This is a genomic window from Pseudomonas nicosulfuronedens, assembly GCF_005877905.1.
GTDB classification, from domain to species: Bacteria; Pseudomonadota; Gammaproteobacteria; order Pseudomonadales; family Pseudomonadaceae; genus Pseudomonas; species Pseudomonas nicosulfuronedens.
Genome location: NZ_SWDV01000054.1, coordinates 1 through 21461, shown reverse-complemented (window position 1 = coordinate 21461; position 21461 = coordinate 1). Strand labels below are relative to the sequence as shown.

Here is a 21461-nt window from a genome sequence, read left to right as displayed (position 1 = left end):
GGCGGCGAGGGAGGAAAGCGGCTTACTGCAGGTGGACCTTCAGCTCCTGGCCGGCCTGGCGCATGGCGGCTTGAACGGCCGGCACTTTGCTCACCACATTGAGCAGTCCGTAGTCGTGGATCATTCCGTTGTAGCGCACGGACGTGACAGCCACACCGGCAGCATCCAGCTTGCGACCGTAGGCTTCGCCTTCGTCACGCAGCACGTCGGACTCGGCGGTCTGGATCAGGGTCGGCGGCAGGCCCTTGAGCTGGTCGGTGGTGGCGCGCAACGGAGAAGCGTAGACCTCGGCACGCTGTTTCGGGTCGGTGGTGTAGCTGTCCCAGAACCACTGCATCATCGGTTTGGTGAGGAAGTGCCCCTGGGCGAACTGGTTGTACGAGCCGGTCTCGAAGCTGGCATCGGTCACCGGCCACAGCAGGGCCTGGAAGCGCAGCTTGGGCGTGCCCTTGTCCTTGGCCATCAGTGCGACTACTGCCGCCATGTTGCCGCCGACACTGTTGCCGGCCACGGCCAGGCGCTTGCCGTCGACATTCAGCGCCTTGCCATGCTCGGCGACCCATTTGGTGGCGGCGTAGGCCTGGTTGATCGCCACCGGGTAATGCGCCTCGGGGGACGGGGTGTAGTCGACGTAGACAGCGACGGCGCCGGAATTCACCACCAGGTCGTGGATCAGGCGGGCGTGGGTCGGGTAGTCGCCCAGCACCCAGCCGCCGCCGTGGAAGTACATGAACGCCGGCAGCGTGCCCTTCACGCCCGCCGGGCGGACGATGGTCAGCTTCACCGGGCCGACCTCGGTCTGCACGGTCTTCTCGCTGACCTGGGTGCCGGACAGATCGACCTTCACCGAAGCCTGGGCGCCGGTCAGGACCGCACGGGCATCCTTGGGCGAGAGGGTTTCCAGCGGCTGGCCCTTGCCGGCTTCCAGGGCTTCGAGGAAGGCCTGGGTGTTGTGTTCGACAGTCGGGTTGCCGGCGGCGAAGGCATTGCCGATGGCCAGGGCGAGAGAGGCAGCGAGCAGGGATTGCTTGGCGTTCATGATTCGGTTCCTTGAAAGTGGGGGAGGTTTTCCGAGAGGACGAGCGCATCTTGATCCCAGCCCACAAAGCGCGGAATAGACAGGGTTGCAGGGTCGCTTTGCAGTTTTGCAAAGGCACCGCCCTGCCCTCTGCATGGCTGCATTGCGCAGCTCCGGGGCAGGTCCATATTGATTCAGGTCAGGCGCAATCTGGCCTGGCCATGACGTTTCTCAATACCCATGCCGGATTCGAAAACTTTCTGACATAGCTCAACGGCGCGTTCTGGGGTGGCGGTCGACAATCGCCGCCGACACCAACCCCCGTGAGCGACTCACAGTGCCGGTAGACCACCGCTGAACCCCACCTCCCCACCCCTTCACGCCAGGAATTCACTGGCGCGGCACACGGAAAACGAGCACCCGGGTTCTCTTCACCCATCCCGCCGAGAGGCGGTAGGAAACCGTGATGAAGAACACCCCATTGATGCTTCTGCTGGCCAGCCCCCTGGCCGTGGCCACCGCAACGGCGGCCAACAGCGTCACCGAAACCGATCAACGCTATACCGCCAACCAGAGCGGCCAATACGAAGACTTCACCCAGGTCGGCACCATCAAGACCTTTGCCGTGAGCAACGGCGCCATCATTACCATGACCGGCCCCAGCGGCTCGCCCCTGGTGCTCACAGGCGTCAGTGGCAAGGTCGATGGCAATACCCTGGATATCAAGGGCGCCAACAGCCTGGTCACCGTCAACGGTGACATCAGCTACAACTACGGCAGCAACACCAACTCGGCCAGCAAGTACGTCTACAACGGCATCGCGGTTACCGCGGGCGGGCGCTTCGTGCTCAACGGCAACCTCACCGCCATCTCCACCAGCTCGGGCTACAACAGCCCGAAAAGCGCGATGTACGTGGACGGCGCTACTTCCAGCGCCGAGCTCAACGGCAACGCCAACCTGACCATCGCGGGTGGCAAGGGCCTGTTCGCCGCCAATGGCGGGACCATCGACATGACCGCGAAAGACGGCGCGCCCTATGTGCTGACGGTCACCAACAAGTCCAGCCAGCGCTCGGTGGAAGCCAATAACAATGGCACCGTGACCCTCGATCTGGTGGACATGAACGGCACTGGCATCAGCAACGGCGTGGGCCTCTATGCCACGGCGAACTCGTCGATCACCTTCATGGGGGGCGACTTCAACCAGGGCAGCAACAGCCGCTACGGCGCCAACGCCCTGTTCGCGCTGAACCACTCCAGCGTCACGGCCACCGGCTACGATGGCGGCCACCTGCGGATCAAGACCGCCGGGACCAACGAGATCGGCGCCTGGGCCACCGGCAATTCCCAGGTAACGATCAATAGCGAGCAACACCAGGACTTCCAGACGGTGATCCACACCACCGGCTCCGGCCAGTCCCATGGCCTGGCTGCTGGTTCTCTGGGTGGAGGCAGCGCCAGCGCCCCCAGCAACAGCACCGGCCACGCCGGCTCCCAGTACGGCAACTCCGAAGTGACGGTGTACGGCAAGGTCGACATCACCACCGAAGGCAAGGACTCGGCCGGTCTGCGGGTCATGGGGGACGGCGCGAAGATCACCCTCACGCCCCTGGTGGCCGGGGTGCGCAACAGCATCAACTCCGCCGCCAGCGCGATCCGCTACTCCTTCGCCAATGGCTACAGCCTCGCCAGCAACGGTGATCGTCTCGAAGGCGGCCAAGTCATCGACCTGACCGATACCGACATGGCACACCTCGACGGCGCCACCGGAACCGCCGGGCTGATCGAGGTGGGTGGCCTTGCCGGGCGCACCTCCGACGGCCAGAACGCCGGCATCATGAACGTCGCCGACGCGGTGCAGGACGCCACCCTGAACCTCGCCAACAGCAGCGCCACCGCCCAGGACGGGCGCAGCCTGCTCAACGTCAACGCCAGCCAGAACAGCGCCGAGGGCGTGTTCGCCAGCAGCTTCACGCTCAATGCGCAGGACAGCGAGCTGGTGGGCCGCGCGGTGACTGACAGCACTGTTGCAACGGACGGCAGCTCCAGCAGCGCCACCCTCAACCTCAAGGGCTCACGCTGGTACCTGCTGGACAAGAACAGCGGCGAGGCAGCTCACTACGCCACTTCCAACCTCACCGCGCTGGACCTGCAGGACGGCTCGCAGGTCTTCCTCAACAGCCGCGAATCCTGGCAGAGCGGCTTTGCCGCCAACCAGCCGGAGCACTATGGCAGCCTGCAACTGGGTTCGCTCAGCGGCACCGGGGCGTTCCACTTCTACACCGACATCGTCAACCAGCTGACCGACAAGCTGAGCATCAGCGAAGCCGGCGGCAGCGCCGGCAACCACTCGGTGCTGGTGGCCAACGACGGATCGCAGAGCACCCTGGGCAACGAGCGCATCGAGATCATCGAGACCAATGGCGGCAGCGGCCAGTTCGGGCTGTACGAGGGCGCGCTGGTGGAGCTGGGTGGCAATACCTACGCCCTGCGCAAGAACGAGGACGACAACTGGGAGCTCTACGGTTACACCGCGCCGCCGGTGGATCCGGGCCCGACCGACCCGGTCGATCCGCAGCCGCCGGTGGACCCGACTCCTCCGGTCGATCCAACTCCGCCGGTGGATCCCATCCCTCCAGTCGACCCGACTCCTCCAGTCGACCCGACGCCCCCGGTCGATCCGACTCCGCCCGGCCCGATCGAACCCGGCGACCCGGTCGCGCCGACACCGCCCGGCCCCGCCCCCGGTCCCGGCACCTCGACCACCCGCGCTTTCCACGCTCAGGTGCACACCAACTACCTGCTGTCCTACCTCGACATGCAGACCCTGCTGCAGCGCATGGGTGAACTGCGCTACACCGAGCGCGATACGGACGGCAACGTCTGGCTACGTACCAATGGCGGCCGCCTGCACTCCTTCGCCGGCAGCAACTTCGACGGCTATCGCCTGAGCTACCAGGGCATCCAGCTGGGCCTGGACCGCCGCGTACCGGTGAGCAGCGGCGACCTGTTCGTCGGTGCGATGATCGGCCATACCGAGGCCGACCAGAGCTTCGACGAAGGCAGCGGCGGCGCGCGCAACACGCACGTCGGCATCTACGGCACCTGGCTGCACGAGAACGGCTTCTACCTCGACGCCGTGCTCAAGGCCGCGCACCTGAAGAACAACTTCAGCGTCAACGACACCCAGGGCAACCGTGTGAAGAGCTCCGGCAGCAGCAAGGGCTACTCCGCTTCGCTGGAAGCCGGCAAACGCTTCACCCTGCACCGCGAGAAGGACAGCCAGTGGTTCGTCGAACCCCAGGCACAACTGGTCTATACCGACCAGGGCGGCTTCTCCTCGCGCGCCAGCAATGGCCTGAAGATCCACTACGACGACTACGACTCGCTACTGGCCCGCGCCGGCGGTATCGTCGGCTACGAGCTGAGCAACGCGAAACACAAGTCCGAGGTGTACCTCAAGGGCGGCTACGTGCGCGAACTGATGGCCGATGACATCGGCTACCGGATCAACGGCACGCCCAAGCAGAGCTCGGACTTCAGTGGAGGCTGGCGCGAAGCGGCCGTGGGCGTCTCCACGCGTCTGACCGAAGGGCACAGCCTGTTCATGGAAGTGGGCTACCGCGACGGTGACAACTTCGACCAGAACCACGCCAACGTCGGCTACCGGTTCGAATACTGAGTCACCCGGGGCGGCTGGTAACGGCCGCCCCATTCTTTACAGGCGTACCTCTGCGCACCGTCCGGCACGCCACGGATGCCGGCGCGACGTTTGACCGGTACAATGCGCGATTGCCCGTGCCATGCCTGATAAAGAAGAAACCATGTCCCTGCCCAAACACCATCTGGAACTGCTCAGCCCTGCCCGCGATGTCCACATCGCCCGCGAGGCCATCCTGCATGGCGCCGACGCCGTCTACATCGGCGGCCCGAGCTTCGGCGCGCGGCACAACGCCTGCAACGAGGTGAGCGATATCGCCCAGCTGGTGGAATTCGCCCACCGCTACCACGCGCGGGTGTTCACCACGATCAACACCATCCTCCACGACAACGAGCTGGAACCGGCGCGCGCGCTGATCCACCAGCTCTACGACGCCGGCGTCGATGCGCTGATCGTGCAGGACCTGGGGATCATGGAGCTGGACATCCCGCCGATCGAGCTGCACGCCAGCACCCAGACCGATATCCGCACCCTGGGTAGGGCGAAGTTCCTCGATCAGGCCGGCTTCTCCCAGCTGGTATTGGCCCGCGAGCTGAACCTGCAGGAAATCCGCGCCATCGCCGACGAGACCGATGCCGCCATCGAGTTCTTCATCCACGGCGCGCTCTGCGTGGCCTTCTCCGGCCAGTGCAACATCTCCCACGCCCAGACCGGCCGCAGCGCCAACCGCGGCGACTGCTCCCAGGCCTGCCGCCTGCCCTACACCCTGAAGGATGACCAGGGCCGCGTGGTGGCCTTCGAGAAGCACCTGCTGTCGATGAAGGACAACAACCAGAGCGCCAACCTAAGCGCACTGGTGGACGCCGGCGTGCGCTCCTTCAAGATCGAAGGGCGCTACAAGGACATGGGCTACGTGAAGAACATCACCGCCTATTACCGCCAGCGCCTGGACGGCATCCTCGCCGAGCGCCCGGACCTGGCCCGCGCCTCCAGCGGCCGCACCGACCATTTCTTCGTGCCGGACCCGGACAAGACCTTCCACCGCGGCAGCACCGACTACTTCGTCAGCGACCGCAAGATCGACATCGGCGCCTTCGATTCGCCGACCTTCACCGGCCTGCCGGTGGGCACCGTGGAGAAGGTCGGCAAGCGCGACCTGCTGGTAGTGACCAAGGACCCGCTGTCCAACGGCGACGGCCTCAACGTGCTGGTGAAGCGCGAAGTGGTCGGCTTCCGCGCCAACATCGCCGAGCCGAAAGGCGAATTCGAAGAAGACGGCGAGAAGCGCTACCGCTACCGCGTCGAGCCCAACGAGATGCCCGAAGGCCTCTACCGGCTGCGCCCGAACCACCCGCTGTCGCGCAACCTCGACCACAACTGGCAGCAAGCGCTGCAGAAGACTTCCGCCGAGCGCCGTATCGGCCTGTCGTGGGTCGCCAGGCTGCGTGAAGAGCGCCTGGAACTGACCGCCACCAGTGAGGAAGGCGTCACCGCCAGCGTCGCCCTGGACGGCCCGTTCGGCGTCGCCAACAAGCCGGAACAGGCGCTCGACCAACTGCACGACCTGCTCGGCCAACTGGGCACCACCCAGTACCATGCCGACCAGATCGAGCTGGACGCCCCTCAGGCGTTCTTCATCCCGAACTCCCAGCTCAAGTCGCTGCGCCGCGAGGCCATCGAGGCGCTGACCGAAGCCCGCATCCAGGCCCACCCACGCGGTGGCCGCAAGGCCGAGACCAACCCGCCGCCGGTCTACCCGGAGTCGCACCTGTCCTTCCTGTACAACGTGTACAACGAGAAGGCCCGCGCGTTCTACCACCGCCACGGCGTGCAACTGATCGACGCCGCCTACGAGGCCCACGAGGAAACAGGCGAAGTACCGGTGATGATCACCAAGCACTGCCTGCGCTTCTCCTTCAACCTGTGCCCGAAGCAGGCCAAGGGCGTGACTGGCGTGCGCACCAAGGTACAGCCGATGCAGCTGATCCATGGCGACGAAGTGCTGACCCTGAAGTTCGACTGCAAGCCGTGCGAGATGCACGTGATCGGCAAGATCAAGGGCCACATCCTCGGCCTGCCGCAGCCCGGCAGTGAAGGCGTGAACACCATCGTCGGGCAGATCAGCCCGGAAGACCTGCTCAAGACCATTCGCAAGCCGGCGCACTGAGCCTCTTGTTGTAGGAGCGAGCTTGCTCGCGAACAGATTCCCGGCAGTTCCAGCGCTGGGCGGTTCGCGAGCAAGCTCGCTCCTACAAACGGCAAGAGCGGTCCCCCTGCGCGATTTCCCGATCCCCGCTATGATCGGGACATGCCCACCACGCCCCCGCTCCGCCAGCAATGTCCGCCCGGCGCCTGCAATTGCGACCGGGAGCGGCTATTGGAGACACCCAACGCCGACCTGCGCATCCTGCTGCTGACCCGGCATGAGGAACAGCGCCTGCTCGAACGCCTGGAAAACCTCAAGGACCTGGCGGACCTGGAGCGCCTGCAGCACAAGCTCTTCGATCAGTTGGGCATTCGCCTGCACATCGCCCCCGGCTTCAACGAGGTGCGCACCATGCGCGGCATCGAGTTCGACTTCGACGAGCAACCCGGCCTCTGCCGAAAAACCCGCCAGGCCATCCCCGCCGCGATCCGCCGGGGCCTGGAGAAGAACCCGGAAATCGCCTGGCGCCTGCTGGACGCTCACGACCTGCTGGGCGGCATCTAGCCCAACACCCCAGCGCTTTTTGTAGGAGCGCGCAAGCTCGCTCCTACAGGTCAGTCCTGCGCATCCCTGGACTTGAGCATCGCCCCGGCCAGCTCGTGGCTACCGCGTATCTCCAGCTCCGCCGCGGCCCCCAGCCGATCGCGGTCCTCCTTGTTCTGGCTGAGCTTGGACTTGCCGATGATCTCGCCGATTTCCACCTCGATGCCGACGATGTTCGCCAGCATGCCGCTGATGAATTCCGGGGTGGAGTCGCTCATCTTCCACGGCTTGTCCTCGCCGGCCTCGTGGGTACGGGTCAGGCGGCCGACCACGCCGCGCACGAAGCGCTCCTCGTCCATGACCTTCAGACGGCCGCGTACATGCACCACTTGGTAGTTCCAGGTCGGCACCTGGCGATGCGCCTCGTGCTTGCTCGGGTACCAGCTGGGCGAGACATAGGCGTGTTCGCCACGGAAGATCACCAGCACCTCTTCACCGTCGGCCTCCCGCCACACCGGGTTGTTGCGGGCGACGTGGGCGCGCAGCAGCGGTTTTTCGCCAGAAAGCTCCAGCTCGAACGGCAGATGGTTGGCGTCCAGCAGGCTGTCATGGCCGGTGACCAGAATGCCCAGGGGATGCTCACGGATCAGCCGGTGCAGCTCCTCCGGGCGGTTTTCCTCGAAATGCGCGGGTAGGTACATGTAAGGCCTCGACAGCGAGTGGTGGCGGCCATCATGCCGCGGCATTGGCACCCTATAAAGATCCATTAATGCCATTGGTAATAGAGCCAATCTCCGGTGATCGATATTTTGGTACAGCCTATGCATCGCCCCGCTGGACGGCGATGGTGCCGCCCCCTACTCTAGCCCTTGGCCAGCATTCGCCCCGGATGGCAGACACAGGCTCCCACTTTCGATGACCGCACCCGAGTTCCCCGCCGTTCCTCCCCGGCAGCAGTACCAGGGGAGAATTCCGCCGCGCCTGCAGGATGCCTACAAGGCGTACGTGGTCCAGCATTACCGGCGTTTCCTGCTGGCGATCAACTTCATCGCCATGGCCGCCTACGACTCCTATGTGCTGGCCGATGCCCTGCTGATTCCGGACATGGCGAAGGAATCGCTATTCCTGCGCACGACCCTGAGCCTCCTCGGCCTGATCAACATCTTCCTGGTGTTCCGCTTCAGCCGCAGCGTCCTGGTGATGGACTTGCTGATGCCGGTGCACGACATCATCTCGACCATCGCCTGGTTCGAACTGCTCAAGCGCAGTGCATCGCCCGACGTGCCGTTCTTCCTCTACGCCTCGGTGGTGTTCATCCTGCTAGGCAACCTCGGCGTGCGCTATTCCTTCAAAGGCATCGCCGTGGTATCGGCGGTCATCTCGGCGATCATTCTCTACAACGTCTGGCTGATCCATGACGGGGCGACCAAGCCGCTGCTGATCTTTACCCTGGTCTACCTGCCCATCGCTCTGTTCAGCCTGTTCATCAGCTGGACCAACATCAAGGGCGTGCGCCAAGCCTTCCTCGCCGATCTGGAGGAGCGCCGCCAACGTTCGGAGCTGGCCGCGCTCAACCTGCGGCTGCAGGAGCTGGCAGCCACCGACGGCCTCACTGGCGTGGGCAACCGCCGCTCCCTGGACCTGCAGCTCAACGAGAGCTGGCACGGCATGCGCGCCCACGGCCGACCTTTCGCCCTGCTGATGGCCGACATCGACTACTTCAAGCCCTACAACGATCATTACGGCCACCAGGCCGGCGACCGTTGCCTGTGCCAGGTGGCCGAAAGCCTGGTCGGCACCCTGCGCGGCGGGCGCGCCAACGTCTATCGTTATGGCGGCGAGGAGTTCGCCATCCTGCTGGAAGCGACCAGCGCCGAGGACCTGCGCTGTGTGGCCGAACGACTGCGCGAGCAGGTGGCCAGCCTGGGCATCGAGCACTTCTACCGGCCCGACAGCCTGCGCCACCTGACCATCAGCCTCGGCGCGGCGATGGCCAACGAGAGCGGGCTGCAGGAGCCAAGAGAGTTGCTTGCCCGCTGCGACCAGCACCTGTACGTGGCCAAGCAGAGAGGTCGCAACCGTGTGCAACTCAGCGGCATGCCAGGCGTCTGACGAACGACACGCAACCGGGCGCATGCAACCGGCGCCTCCCTGCATTCCCGCCGGGCGAAGCCCCCAGCGCACGGCAACCGTCACAGGGACCGACCCAACGAGGCCAGAGTGAAACGCGACATCCGTCTTGCCATTCTCCTGCTGTCGATCATCAGCCTCGCCGTGGCCGCCGCCACCGCGTGGGAGCTGTGGTCGGCGCGCGAGCGCACGCTGGCGGAAACCACCACGCACAACCTCAACCTCACCCAGGCCCTGGACACCTATGTCGAGGGCGTTATCACCCAGAGCTCCATGCTCCTGCTCGGCCTCGCCGAGCGCCTGGAGCACGAAGGCCGCGACGCTCCGCAACTTCAGCGCCTGGACGAACTGGTGCAGCGCCAGCAGCACCTGCTGGTGCAGCTCAACGGCGTAGGCATCTACGACGCCCAGGGTAATTGGCTGATGACCTCCACCGGCCCCTTCCCGCCTGGCTCCAACAGCGCCGACCGCGCCTACTTCATCCACCATCGCGACAATCCCTCACTGGAGGCCTACATCGGCGAGCCGATCCACAGCCGATCCACCGGCGTCTGGGTGATCACTGTCAGCCGGCGCTACAACGACGACCAGGGCAATTTCGCCGGAGTGATAGTCGCCGCCCTCGGCGTGCAGGACTTCCTCCGCCTGTTCGGCAAGATCGATATCGGCAAGACCGGCGCCATCGGCGTGGCCACCAGCAACGGCCAGGTACTGGTGCGTTATCCCTTCCGCGAGAGCGACATGGGCCGGGTACTCTCGCGCTCGCCGATCTTCACCCAGTACCTGGACAGCGCCGCGGTCGGCAGCGCCACCTTCGCCTCCTCGCTGGACGGCATCGAGCGCATCTACGCCTTCCGCAAGAACGAGCGCTACCCGCTGGTGACCTCGGTGGCCCTGGGCAAGGATGAAGCCCTCGCCGCCTGGGCCGCCGATGCCCTGCGCACGGTGGCCATTGCCTTCGGCCTGCTGATGGTCATCGTCGTCATCGGCAGCCTGCTGATCCTCGCCATCCAGCGGCGCATCGGCACCGAGCGCCTGCTGCGTGACGCCCGCGAAGACCTGCTCAAGGCCAACCGTCAGCTGGAGGTGCTCGCCTCGCGCGACCCGCTGACGGGCCTGGAGAATCGCCGCAGCTTCGATGAGCACCTGATCGCCGAGCTGCGACGCGCACACCGCGAGCGCACACCGTTGGGGCTGCTGCTGATCGACGTGGATCACTTCAAGCGCTTCAACGACACCTACGGCCACCCGGCCGGCGACGACTGCCTGCGGCGCATCGGCCGCGTTCTCGCCGACAGCGTGCGTCGCCCCGGCGACCTTGCCGCGCGCTATGGCGGTGAAGAGCTGGCGGTGATCCTGCCCAACACCGGAGCCGATGGCGCCCTGGCCGTGGCCGAGCAATTCATGCAACGTCTGCGGCAGGCCAACCTGACCCACGCCGGCAGCCCGGTCGGCCGGATCACCGCGAGCATCGGCATTGCTACCCTGCCCGGTGGCAACGACAGCAGTCCACAAGCCCTCATCGAAGCGGCCGACCGTGCGCTGTACCGTGCCAAGGCGGCCGGCCGCAATCGCCTGGAAAGCGCTCCGGCCGCGCAGGAATCCGCGCCATGATCCTCGACCCTGACCTGCTCGATGCCCTGCGCACTGCCCGCCACGTCGTGGTATTCACCGGTGCCGGCGTTTCCGCCGAGAGTGGCATTCCCACCTTCCGCGACCGCCTTACCGGACTGTGGGAGCGTTTCGACGCCGCCTCACTGGCCACTGCCGAGGCCTTCCGCGCCGACCCGGCGCTGGTCTGGGGTTGGTATGAATGGCGACGCAGCGTCGTCCATCGCGCACAGCCCAACCCCGCGCACCTGGCCATCGCCGCTCTGGCGAGCAAGGTACCCAAGCTCACGCTGATCACCCAGAACGTCGACGACCTCCACGAGCGTGCCGGCAGCCTGGACGTCACCCACCTGCATGGCCAGCTGGAACGCCCGCGTTGCTTCCAGTGCCAGCGTGACCCGGACGCGCCGTTGCCGGTACCGGACGAACCCGAGGCCGGCCGCCGCGTGCAACCACCGGCCTGCGCCCATTGCGGCGGCCCGCTGCGTCCCGGCGTGGTGTGGTTCGGCGAAAGCCTGCCGATGGACGCCATCACCCATGCCTTCCAGGCCGCCGAACAATGCGACCTGCTGATCTCCATCGGCACGTCCGGCGTGGTCTACCCGGCGGCGGAAATTCCCGAGATCGCCTGGCGCCTTCGCGCGACCGTCCTCCACATCAATCCCGTCCCCGGCCCCCTGCACGGCGAACGCGACTTCGCCCTCGCCAGCGCAGCCGGCATTGCCCTGCCCGCATTGCTGAACGAGGCGTTCGCCGAGCACTGATCGCGCAACAACTTTCGACCGTAGGATGGCGTGGAGCGCAGCGATACCCATCATTCCCAGCTCGAACTGCATGGGTATCGCTACGCTCCACCCATCCTACGAAGCTGACCCCACCGTAGGGCGCATAACCCGGAACGGGTTATCCGCCGAAAACGAATTCGCCGGCCTCCCGTGGCACATCCAGCGATAACGGACTTGTAGGAGCGAGGGGGACGCTCAGTTCTTGCTCACAACCCCGCGCAGCTCGGCGCCGTTGGGAAATCCAATTCGCGAGCAAGCTCGCTTCTACGAAGAGGCAGGCGGCGCGAGGCGGCCTACACCGCCGGCATCTGCAAGGTCACACAGTGAATGCCGCCACCGCCGGCGGCGATCGGGTCGATGTTCAGCTGCACGATCTCCCGGTCCGGATACAGCTCGCTGAGCAAGGCGTGACAATGCTCATCGGCCGCCGCATCGCCGAACTTCGGCGCGATCACCCCGCCGTTCACCGGCAGGTAGTTGATGTAACCGGCGGCGAAGTCCGGGTTGTCGCGGTTGTAGGCGTTCGCCTTGGGGTTCATCGGCGGCGGCAGACTGTGCAGTTCAAGCTTGCGCCCATCGGCGTCGGTGGCGCTCCTCAGAATCTCCAGGTGCCGGCGAGTGACCTCGTAGTCGTAGGAGCGCTTGTCGTTGTCCAGGTTGACCACCACCACACCCGGCTCGACGAAGCGCGCATAGAAATCCACGTGCGCATCGGTGATGTCCTTGCCGCGGATGCCCGGCAGCCAGATCACCTTGCGCAGCCCCAGCATGTGCTTGAGCTCGGCCTCGATACGCGGGCGCGTCCAGCCCGGATTGCGGTTGTCATTGAGCCAGCAGCTCTCGGTGAAGATCGCCGTGCCGTGGCCGTCCACCTCGATGCCGCCACCCTCCCCGCACAGCTCGCTGACGAGGGCTTTGGCTTCCAGGTCCTCGGCGAGCGCCGCCGACACTTTGCGGTCGCGCTCGGCGTGCTGCTTGCCGCCCCAGCCGTTGAAGTTGAAGTCGGCCAGCGCCATGCCGCCCGGCGCGTCGTTGACCAGGAAGCAGCCGCCGTAGTCGCGCACCCAGATGTCGTCCACCGGAACAGGCAGGAAGTCGACGTTCTGGCCGCCGCACGCGCGCTTGGCTTCGGCCTGTTGTTCCGGCCGGCAGAGCACCGTCACCGGCTGAAATTCGGCAATGGCGCGAGCCAGTCGCGCCACCGTGGCGTTGACATCCGGAGCAATGTCTTCCCAGATGTCGGCGCTCGCCGCATAGGCAACGAACACCCGCTCCTGCTTGCGGTGCTCGTCGGGCATGTACCAGGGCTTCGCCGCCAGGGCGACGCGGCCCAGGCCCAGCCCGAGGCCCGTCGCCAGCGTCATGCCGGCGCCGAGCAGGTTCCTGCGTGTCATCATCCTCGCCTCCTCAGCCGCCGGTGCCGGTCTTGAAGCTGGTCCAGGTGCGCATCCGTGAACGCATGTCGCGCTGCGGGATGTCCTTGCCGGGGAACAGTCGCGCGTAGGCCTTCTCATCAAGATAGATGTCCGGGTTGTCGCGCATGCTCGCCTCGACCATCGGGCGCGCCTTGGCGTTGGACGTCGGGTAGCCGGTGGCGTTGCTGATCGCCGCCATCACCTCCGGACGCATCAGGTAGTTGATCAGTGCGTAGGCATACTCCGGGTGCGGCGCGTCCGCGGGAATGGCCATGGTGTCCATCCATACCGAAGTGCCTTCGCGCGGCACGCGGTACTCGAAGCGCTCGGGCTTCTTCGCCTCGTCGGCGGCGCGTTGCGACTGGATCACGTCACCGCTGTAGCCCAGCGACAGGCACAGGTCACCATTGACCAGTTGAGTGACGGGCTGCGACTGGAACTTGCGGATATACGGGCGGATGCCGTTGAGCACCGCCAGTGCGTCCGCCAGATCCTGCGGCTTGCCGCTACGTGGGTCGCGGCCAAGGTAGTTGAGCACCACGGCGAGCACTTCGTCCGGCGAGTCGATCATCGAGATGCCGCAGTCGGCGAAGTGCCTGGCCATCTCCGGCTTGAACATCAGGTCAAGACTGTTCACCGGCGCGCCGGGCATGCGCTGCTCGATCTTTGCCTGGTTGTAGGTCAGGCCGATGCTGCCCCAGGTGTAGGGCACCACGGCATGCCGCGAGTACGGGTACTTGGTCTGCAGGTCGCGCAGGCCCGCTTCGATGTCGTCCATGTGCTCCAGCTTGCTGTCGTCGAGTTTCTGCAACGCACCGGCGCGCATCAGGCGCTCGGCGACGGTGTCGCCGGGGAAGATCAGGTCATAGCCGCTGTGCCCGGCCATCATCTTGGCCTCCAGCGTCTCGCTGCTGTCCATCACGTCGTAGATGACGCGGATGCCGGTCTCTTTCGTGAAGTTGGCCAGGGTGTCGGGGGCGAAGTAATCCGCCCAGTTGAACAGGCGCAGGACCTTCTCTTCGGCCATAGCCGGTTGCAGGCAGCACGCCAGGGACAACCCCAGCGCGCCCATCATCAGGTGCTTGTTCATGGTCAGACTCCTTGCCAGCGCGGATGCAGGTGGCGGCCATCGAGGCCGAGCAACGGGCCGTACATTTCCGGCCGGCGGTCGCGGTAGACGCCCCAGGTCAGGCGCTCCTCGCGGGCCAGGTCGAGGTCCAGCTCGCGGACCAGCACGGCGGTCTCGTTGCGCCCGGCTTCGCCCAGCAGCGCGCCCTTGTGGTCGGTGATGAAGGACGAGCCGTAGAAGCGCATGCGCAGCGTGTCATCACTGGGCGCCAATTCCTCACCGATACGGTTGGCGGCCAGCACCGGCAGCAGGTTGGCGGCAGCGTGGCCGCGCTGGGCGGTCTGCCAGTGGTCGCGGGAGTCCAGCTGCTCGGCGCCCGGTTCGGAGCCAATCGCGGTGGGGAACAGCAGCATCTCCGCGCCTTGCAACGCCAGGCAGCGAGCAGTCTCGGGGAACCACTGGTCCCAGCAGATGCCCACGCCGAGGCGGCCGACGGCGGTGTCCCAGACACGGAAGCCGGTATCGCCGGGGCTGAAGTACTCCTTCTCCTGGTAGCCGATGGCGTTGGGGATGTGCGTCTTGCGGTACACCCCGAGCAGGCTGCCGTCAGCGTCGGCGACGGTCAGCGAATTGAAGTAGGCGTTACCGGCCCGTTCGAACCAGCTGATCGGCAGCACCACGTTCAGCTCTGCCGCCAGGCTGGCGAAGCGCTGCAGCAGCGGGCTGTCGTCATACGGCTGGGCCAGGGCGAGGTGGGAATGGTCCTGCTCGATGCAGAAGTACGGCGTGGCGAACAACTCGGGCAGCAGGATCAGTTTCGCTCCCTCCGCCGCCGCCGCGCGCACCTGGCGCTCGGCTTCGGCGAGGTTGCGCGGCAGGTCCCAGCTGCAGGAAAACTGCAGCACCGCGACGCTCAGCTTGCTCATCACAGGCCTCCCAGCGGCCAGGCCGGCTGCTGCTGGGTAATGCAGTGCACACCGCCGCCGCCGTGGGCCAGGTTATTGATGCGCACCGGCACCACTTCGCGACCGGGGAAAGCACGGGCGAGCACGGCGGCGGCTTCGTCGTCGGCGGCGATGCCGTAGGCCGGCATGATCACCGCACCGTTGGCCAGGTAGAAGTTGGTGTAGGAGGCGCAGAACACTTCCGCCTCCGGGTCCACCGCGGCGCTGGCTTCGAACAGTTCGATCAGCTCGAAGGAGCGCCCCTGGGCATCGGTGGCCAATTCCAGCGCGCGACGGTTTTCCTTCGCGACCTGGGCGTAGACGCTGGAGCTATCGTGGGTAGCATCCACCAGCAGCACGCCAGGACGGGCGAAGGCGCACACGCCATCGACGTGGCCGTCGGTCATGTCACCGGTGACGTACTGCGGGTCGCCCGGCAGCCAGATGGTCTTGGTCACACCCAGCAGGCGGCTGAAGATTTCCTCCATCTCGCGCTTGCTCACGCCAGGGTTGCGATTGGGGTTGAGCAGCACCGACTCGGTGGTGATCAGCGTGCCCTCGCCGTCCACATGGATCGCCCCGCCCTCGTTGGACAGCGGCGTACCGAAGCAGTCGAACCCGAGGTTATTGAGAATGCGACGGCCCAGGCCTTCGTCCAGGGTGTGCTCGGACTTGCCGCCCCAGGCGTTGAAGCGCCAGCTCACGCCGGCTACACCCTGCTGCGGATGGCAGACGAAGGTCGGCCCGGAATCACGGCACCAGCTGTCGTCGATGGGCAGCGGCACCAGCTCGACATTCGGCCCGCAGAGTTCGGCGGCGCGGGCCACGGCGGACGGGTCCACCACCAGCTTCACCGGCTCGAAGCGGGCAATGGCGTTGGCGACACGGGCGAAGTCTTCCTGCACCTGCTCCAGGGTGACGCGCCAGCCGCCCTCCCAGAGCGGACGGTTGTGCGGAAAAGCCATCCAGGTCGCCGCGTGGTTGACCCATTCGGCAGGCATGCGCCAGCCGTTCTGCCTATCGTCATTGCGATGCATATTCGAACCTTAGGTAAGGAATTTTTATCGGATGGAAAGGGTTAAGCGGCGCCTGATGACAATGCTAGGCCTGTGAAAACGTCACAACAAACGATAGATTTTGCGTAAATCTGATTAGACGAACTTATCGATCATGCTCAAACACTGGCCACCCCTGAATGCCCTGCGCGGCTTCGAAGCCGCCGCGCGCCTGGGCAGCTTCCACAAGGCCGCCGAGGAGTTGCACCTCACCCAGTCGGCCATCAGCCAGCAGATCCGCAGCCTGGAAAACTTCGTCGAGCAGCCGCTGTTCTATCGTTCAGGGCGCAAGGTCGCGCTGACCGACGCCGGCGCCGACCTGCTCAGCACCACGCAATCGATGCTGCAGCAACTGGCCGTGGGCATCCGCCGCCTGGACCAGTACCGCAAGCCCAACCAACTGGTGGTCAACACCACCCCGGCCTTTGCCCGCCATTGGCTGGTACCGCGCCTGGCCGACTTCCACGCACACCACCCGCAGATCGACCTCTGGCTGCTGACCACCGACGAAACCCCGGACATGGCCAGCCAGACCATCGACATCGCTGTGCGCGACGATCTCACTGCCCAGGCCGAGTGCCGCTTCCGCGTGCTGCTGGAGGATCGTCTCTATCCGGCTTGCCACCCTTCTCTGCTGACGCAGCCGGAGCCTGCGCGCACCACGCTGCACGGCGAACGGGAAATGGACTGGGCGCACTGGCAGGTGCAGGGTGGAGCGGACGTCGGCCAGCGCAGCGAGGGGCTGAACTTCTCTGATCCAGGACTGCTGCTCGACGCTGCCAGCCAGGGGCTGGGTATCGCGCTGGTGAGCCAGTTGCTGGCCGGTGATGCCCGTAGCAATGGCCTGCTCACCCCACTCAGCGAGCAGACCGTGCGCGGACCGAACTGGTCACTGCTGGTGCACCAGCAGAGCGAGCGCAATGCCCAGGCGGTGGGCTTCTGCGAGTGGCTATCCGCCGCGCTGAGCGCTTCCCTGTAGGAGCGAGCTTGCTCGCGAACGACCCAGCACCGGAGTGGCCGGCTGACTCTGTTCGCGAGCAAGGACTGGGCGTCCCCTCGACCCTGCGAAGAGCTGTGCCAACCGCCCCCCCCCCCGCTCCCCACGCAGGACTTTCACCACCGTAGGGCGCATAACGCCTATGGCGTTATCCGCCTTGTCGGCGAATAACCCGTTCCGGGTTATTCGCCCTTCGAAAACACCACCAATCAGGCCTTCCCCGTTTTCAACCGCCCTCGCTCCTTCTTCCCCGCCAGCGCGCTCTCCGCCGCCGTCTTTACCAATCGCTGGAAAGTCGGACACTCCGCGTGGCTGGGCGCCGGGCACGCCGCCGCATGGCGCAACCCGCGACTCATCGCCCGCAAACGCTTGATCGTGGCATCCAGCTCGTCCGCCTTGGCCTCCAGCATCTGCCGGTCGATATTCGCCCCGCCGTCACCGGAAAACATCGAGCGGATCTCCTCGAGGCTGAATCCGGCCGACTGCCCCAGGGTGATCAACGCCAACTGGTCAAGAATCTGCGGCGCGAACTGGCGGCGCGCGCCGGGCTTGGCCAGCGAAGCGATCAGTCCCTTCTCCTCGTAGAAACGCAGGGTCGATGCCGGCACGCCGGAGCGTCTGGCCACGTCAGCGATATCCATGGAACACCTCTTGACCTCAAGTTCGCTTGAACTTGTAGGTTCACGCCAAAGCCCTTGCCGGTCAACCCGGACGCGGCTTTGACCTTGCGTGAGAAACAGGAGAACCCAATGAAAAGCATCGCCATCGTCTACCACAGTGCCAGCGGCCGCACCGAGCGCATTGCCCTGACCATCGCCAACGGCGCTCGCCGGGTGCCCGGCTGCGAAGTGCAGTTGCTCCAGGCCCACGAGCTGATCGAACGGCCACAAGCGCTGCTTGCCTACCACGGCCTGATCCTCGGCTCGCCGACTTACCTGGGCGGCGTCTCGGCACCGCTCAAAGCCCTGATGGATGCCACCGGCCCGTTGTGGCGCCAGCAGAGGCTGCGTGGCCGCCTCGCCGCCGGCTTCACTGTCTCGGCACTGCCGGCCGGCGACAAGCAATCCACGCTGATCTCAATGTTCACCTTCTGCATGCAGCACGGGATGCTCTGGGCCGGCAACCCGATCCTTCCCGAACAACACCGGGGCGTGCCCGAGAGCGAAGCCGCCAACCGCCTCGGCTCCTGGTCCGGGCTGATGGCCCAGGCCGACAAGACTGCTCCGGACTTCTGCCCCGGCGACCTGAAGACCGCGCACCTGTTCGGCCAGCATTTCGCCGAAACCCTCAGCCGCCTTCAGCAGCCAGAGCTCGAGCCCGCGCAGGAGTGCCACGCATGATCCCGCGCCGTTACGCCCCGCTGCTGTTTGCCCTGATGCTGTCCGGCGTGATGACCCTGCTGGTCTCCGGCCTTTCCACCGGCCGCGCCATCGGCCTGGCACCCGACTTCGCCCAGTTCTGGCTCGGCGCGTGGCTTGCTAGCTGGGGCATCGCCTTCCCGCTGGTGCTGGTCATCACCCCACTCACTCGCCGCCTGGTGGAGAAGCTGGTCCGCGCGTAGGCCCGATGGCGCCACCCTGAAAAGGAACATCCGGGGGCCTCGTGCGTAGGATGGCGTGGAGCGCAGCGATACCCATCGCTTCGTACCACGCCACGGCATGGGTATCGCTGCGCTCTACCCGCCCTACAAAAGCCGTCGAGGCAACGAGTTCCTGCAGGGGCTAGCGGTTACTCGCGAATCCCGTCGGTGAACCGGCAGAAGCCGTCACGCACCGCGCCCTCGGTGGTGTACATCCCCCCCAGGGTGACGAAGACATAGCTTACCTTGGAGCCGGAGCCTGACTTTTCCACCACGACGTTCAACGGTGCGTTACGACTGCTCAGGATCACGCCCTGATAGGCGGAGATGGTGCCGCTCTTCTCGTCGGCGTTCTGGATGGTGAAACCTTCCTTCACCAACGTCTTCTGCGCCCGGTCGAATACCTTGGACACCGGCATGTCCAGCTGGACGTTGGAAGTGAAAGTCTTGCCGGCGATGAAGCCGCCTTCGGTGTTGAAGTTGTCTTCGCACTGGTTGCCGGTCTTCTGGTGCGCACAGCCCTGCAACAGGGCGGCAGCGAGCAGAATCATCGTGACTCGTCGCATCATCGTTCCTTGATCTCGTGGGGCCGCCATCCCTGCGGGTCTACAGCGGCGAAGGGGTTTTATAAGCCGAGGGCACCGGCCCTGGCCAGACTTTTCCTCGCCCAGTGAGACAACCAGCACGCAGGAAACAGCCCCTCACTCGTTCAAGCACGCGCTTTCGCGCCGTTCGTCCCGGATTCCTGCCGGAGCGGCCTTGCCCATCGACCTAAGGGGTGAAGCCTCCCCGGGCGCTGTGCTCGGGAAGGCCTCAGACAGCCTTACCAGATCGGCAAGGTGTAGCTGACAATGAAGCGAGTCTCGTCCATGTCATTGCCGAAGCTGCTGCGGAAGGTGCTGTTGCGCAGCTTGAAGCCGACGTTCTTCAGCGGGCCGCTCTGCACGAGGTAGCCAACGTCGGTGTCGCGTTCCCATTCCTTGCCGTTGCCCTGCCCGTTCAGCAGGTCGATGTTGTCGCCACGCAGGTAGCGGGTCATCAGGCTCAGGCCGGGCAGCCCGTAGGAGGCGAAGTTGAAGTCGTAGCGCAGTTGCCAGGAGCGTTCGTCCTTGTTGGCGAAGTCGCCGATCTGCACGTAGTTGACCAGGTACGGGTCGGTGCCGGACAGGTAGGCGAAGCCGGTGTCACCGGACATGCGCTGCAGGCCCAGGCCGAACGCCTGGTTGCCGAGCTTGTAGGTGAACATGGCGTTGAGTGCGCGGTTGTCGACGTTGCTGCCGCCGTCATCGGTGGAGCGCGCCCAGCGGATGTCGGACTTCAGCGACTGGCCCTCGGCGATCGGCAGCGTGTGCACCAGGCTCAGGTAGTGCTGGCGGTACAGGTCTTCGAGGTTGGCGTAGTGGTAGCTGGTGCTCAGCTGGCTGTTCCAGCGATAAGTGCCGCCGGCGATGTTGAAGCGGTCGCTGGTGAGGTGGCTGCCGGTGACGATGTTGCGCTTGTTGCCGCGGGTCATCGACAGGTCTTCGTTGTTCGAGGAGTCACGCTGCTTCACTTCGCGCAGCTGGCCGAGCTGCAGGTCGAGGTCGTCGAGTTCCTTGGACTCCACCAGCGCGCCCTGGAAGGTCTGCGGCAGCAGGCGGGTGTCGTTGTACTGCACCACCGGCAGCTTCGGCAGCAGCGTGCCGACCTTCAGCGTGCTCCTGGACACGCGCAGCTTGGCGGTCAGGCCGAGGTCGCTGTAGTCGTCGGCGGCGCGCTTGTCGCTGGCCGAGTACGGCAGCAGGCCGGAGCCGGAGCGATCCGGGCTGGAATCCAGCTTGAGACCCAGCAGGCCGAGGGCATCGACGCCCACACCCACGGTGCCGTCGGTGTAGCCCGATTCATAGCGCAGCAGGAAGCCCTGGGCCCATTCTTCGGACTTGGACTGGGCGGCGCCGCTCTGGCGGTAGTCGCGGTTGAAGTAGAAGTTGCGTGCTTCAATGCTGGCCTTGCTGTCGGCGAGGAAATCCGCGTGGGCGAACGAGGGCAGCAGCGCCAGTCCGGAGACCAGCACAGGGGTACGACGATTTTTCATTGTTCTTGTTTCTTTCTACTGGGGTGTTGGCAAAACGCCGGGCCGATGAGGCTGGCCCGGCCAGGGGAAGAACTGGGTCAGAGAGTCTTTTCCAGCTCCGGTACGGCTTCGAACAGGTCGGCGACCAGGCCGTAGTCGGCGACCTGGAAGATCGGCGCCTCTTCGTCCTTGTTGATCGCAACGATCACTTTCGAGTCCTTCATGCCCGCCAGGTGCTGGATGGCACCGGAGATACCGACGGCCACGTACAGCTGCGGAGCGACGATCTTGCCGGTCTGGCCGACCTGCATGTCGTTCGGCACGAAGCCGGCGTCGACGGCAGCGCGGGAAGCGCCGACGGCAGCGCCCAGCTTGTCAGCCAGGGAGTAGAGGATCTTGAAGTTGTCGCCATTGCCCATGCCGCGGCCGCCGGAAACGACGATCTTGGCAGCGGT

The 21461-nt window shown here is 65.5% G+C and carries 19 protein-coding genes; 9 read left to right on the top strand and 10 right to left on the bottom strand.

Annotated features, from left to right (window positions below; all coding sequences use genetic code 11):
- Positions 1–22: 22 nt before the first annotated feature.
- Positions 23–1039, bottom strand: a complete 1017-nt coding sequence (locus FAS41_RS28550; RefSeq protein WP_138526665.1) for an alpha/beta hydrolase — start codon at positions 1037–1039, stop codon at positions 23–25.
- Between the two features lie 445 nt (positions 1040–1484).
- On the opposite strand from FAS41_RS28550, the gene FAS41_RS28545 reads away from it, so the two are divergent.
- From FAS41_RS28545 to FAS41_RS28535, 3 genes are all read left to right on the top strand, one after another.
- Complete coding sequence (locus FAS41_RS28545; RefSeq protein WP_138526664.1) at positions 1485–4700, top strand: autotransporter outer membrane beta-barrel domain-containing protein; 3216 nt, start codon at positions 1485–1487, stop codon at positions 4698–4700.
- A gap of 142 nt (positions 4701–4842) precedes the next feature.
- The gene (locus tag FAS41_RS28540) at positions 4843–6846 is read left to right on the top strand and encodes a peptidase U32 family protein (RefSeq protein ID WP_138526663.1); all 2004 of its coding nucleotides are present in this window, start codon (positions 4843–4845) and stop codon (positions 6844–6846) included.
- 141 nt (positions 6847–6987) lie between these two features.
- On the top strand, positions 6988–7389 hold the full coding sequence (locus FAS41_RS28535) for a hypothetical protein (RefSeq protein WP_138526662.1): 402 nt from the start codon (positions 6988–6990) through the stop codon (positions 7387–7389).
- Positions 7390–7439: 50 nt separating this feature from the next.
- On the opposite strand, the gene FAS41_RS28530 is transcribed toward FAS41_RS28535, so the two are convergent.
- A complete protein-coding gene (locus tag FAS41_RS28530; RefSeq protein WP_138526661.1) occupies positions 7440–8069 on the bottom strand; it encodes an FMN-binding negative transcriptional regulator in 630 nt (209 codons plus the stop codon).
- Positions 8070–8283: 214 nt separating this feature from the next.
- Between FAS41_RS28530 and FAS41_RS28525 the strand changes: the two genes are divergently transcribed.
- From FAS41_RS28525 to FAS41_RS28515, 3 genes are all read left to right on the top strand, one after another.
- Complete coding sequence (locus FAS41_RS28525) at positions 8284–9480, top strand: GGDEF domain-containing protein (RefSeq protein ID WP_138526660.1); 1197 nt, start codon at positions 8284–8286, stop codon at positions 9478–9480.
- A 108-nt stretch (positions 9481–9588) separates the two neighbouring features.
- Entirely contained in the window at positions 9589–11112 is a 1524-nt protein-coding gene (locus FAS41_RS28520; protein ID WP_138526659.1) for a sensor domain-containing diguanylate cyclase, read from the top strand.
- Positions 11109–11873 (top strand): SIR2 family NAD-dependent protein deacylase, encoded by a 765-nt coding sequence (locus FAS41_RS28515; protein WP_425049044.1) that lies wholly within the window; start codon positions 11109–11111, stop codon positions 11871–11873. The genes FAS41_RS28520 and FAS41_RS28515 overlap by 4 nt, the downstream gene beginning before the upstream one ends.
- Before the next feature lie 314 nt (positions 11874–12187).
- On the opposite strand, the gene FAS41_RS28510 is transcribed toward FAS41_RS28515, so the two are convergent.
- From FAS41_RS28510 to FAS41_RS28495, 4 genes are read right to left on the bottom strand one after another with little or no spacing between them, the layout of a single operon-like run.
- Entirely contained in the window at positions 12188–13291 is a 1104-nt protein-coding gene (locus FAS41_RS28510) for an agmatine deiminase family protein (RefSeq protein ID WP_171049570.1), read from the bottom strand.
- A 10-nt stretch (positions 13292–13301) separates the two neighbouring features.
- Positions 13302–14399, bottom strand: a complete 1098-nt coding sequence (locus FAS41_RS28505) for an extracellular solute-binding protein (RefSeq protein WP_138526658.1) — start codon at positions 14397–14399, stop codon at positions 13302–13304.
- A gap of 2 nt (positions 14400–14401) precedes the next feature.
- A complete protein-coding gene (gene aguB / locus FAS41_RS28500) occupies positions 14402–15304 on the bottom strand; it encodes an N-carbamoylputrescine amidase (RefSeq protein ID WP_138526657.1) in 903 nt (300 codons plus the stop codon).
- On the bottom strand, positions 15304–16359 hold the full coding sequence (locus FAS41_RS28495) for an agmatine deiminase family protein (protein ID WP_126624783.1): 1056 nt from the start codon (positions 16357–16359) through the stop codon (positions 15304–15306). The genes aguB and FAS41_RS28495 overlap by 1 nt, the downstream gene beginning before the upstream one ends.
- Positions 16360–16492: 133 nt before the next feature.
- Between FAS41_RS28495 and FAS41_RS28490 the strand changes: the two genes are divergently transcribed.
- Positions 16493–17356: a LysR substrate-binding domain-containing protein gene (locus FAS41_RS28490; RefSeq protein ID WP_126624782.1), complete on the top strand. Its 864-nt coding sequence runs from the start codon at positions 16493–16495 to the stop codon at positions 17354–17356.
- Positions 17357–17583: 227 nt separating this feature from the next.
- Here FAS41_RS28490 and FAS41_RS28485 read toward each other — a convergent pair whose 3' ends face one another.
- Positions 17584–18015 carry a helix-turn-helix domain-containing protein gene (locus FAS41_RS28485; protein ID WP_126624781.1) on the bottom strand — a complete coding sequence of 144 codons (432 nt, stop codon included), beginning with the start codon at positions 18013–18015 and terminating at the stop codon, positions 17584–17586.
- Positions 18016–18123: 108 nt separating this feature from the next.
- Here FAS41_RS28485 and FAS41_RS28480 point away from each other — a divergent pair, with 108 nt between their 5' ends.
- Positions 18124–18714: a flavodoxin family protein gene (locus FAS41_RS28480; RefSeq protein WP_126624780.1), complete on the top strand. Its 591-nt coding sequence runs from the start codon at positions 18124–18126 to the stop codon at positions 18712–18714.
- Complete coding sequence (locus FAS41_RS28475; RefSeq protein WP_126624779.1) at positions 18711–18935, top strand: DUF2798 domain-containing protein; 225 nt, start codon at positions 18711–18713, stop codon at positions 18933–18935. Before FAS41_RS28480 ends, FAS41_RS28475 begins: the two co-directional genes overlap by 4 nt.
- Positions 18936–19102: 167 nt before the next feature.
- On the opposite strand, the gene FAS41_RS28470 is transcribed toward FAS41_RS28475, so the two are convergent.
- The 3 genes from FAS41_RS28470 to FAS41_RS28460 all read right to left on the bottom strand — a co-directional run.
- Positions 19103–19504 carry a hypothetical protein gene (locus tag FAS41_RS28470; RefSeq protein ID WP_126624778.1) on the bottom strand — a complete coding sequence of 134 codons (402 nt, stop codon included), beginning with the start codon at positions 19502–19504 and terminating at the stop codon, positions 19103–19105.
- Between the two features lie 272 nt (positions 19505–19776).
- Positions 19777–21027, bottom strand: a complete 1251-nt coding sequence (locus tag FAS41_RS28465) for an OprD family porin (RefSeq protein ID WP_126624777.1) — start codon at positions 21025–21027, stop codon at positions 19777–19779.
- A gap of 77 nt (positions 21028–21104) precedes the next feature.
- On the bottom strand, positions 21105–21461 hold a 357-nt coding region (locus FAS41_RS28460), incomplete at its 5' end, for an electron transfer flavoprotein subunit alpha/FixB family protein (protein ID WP_218939140.1).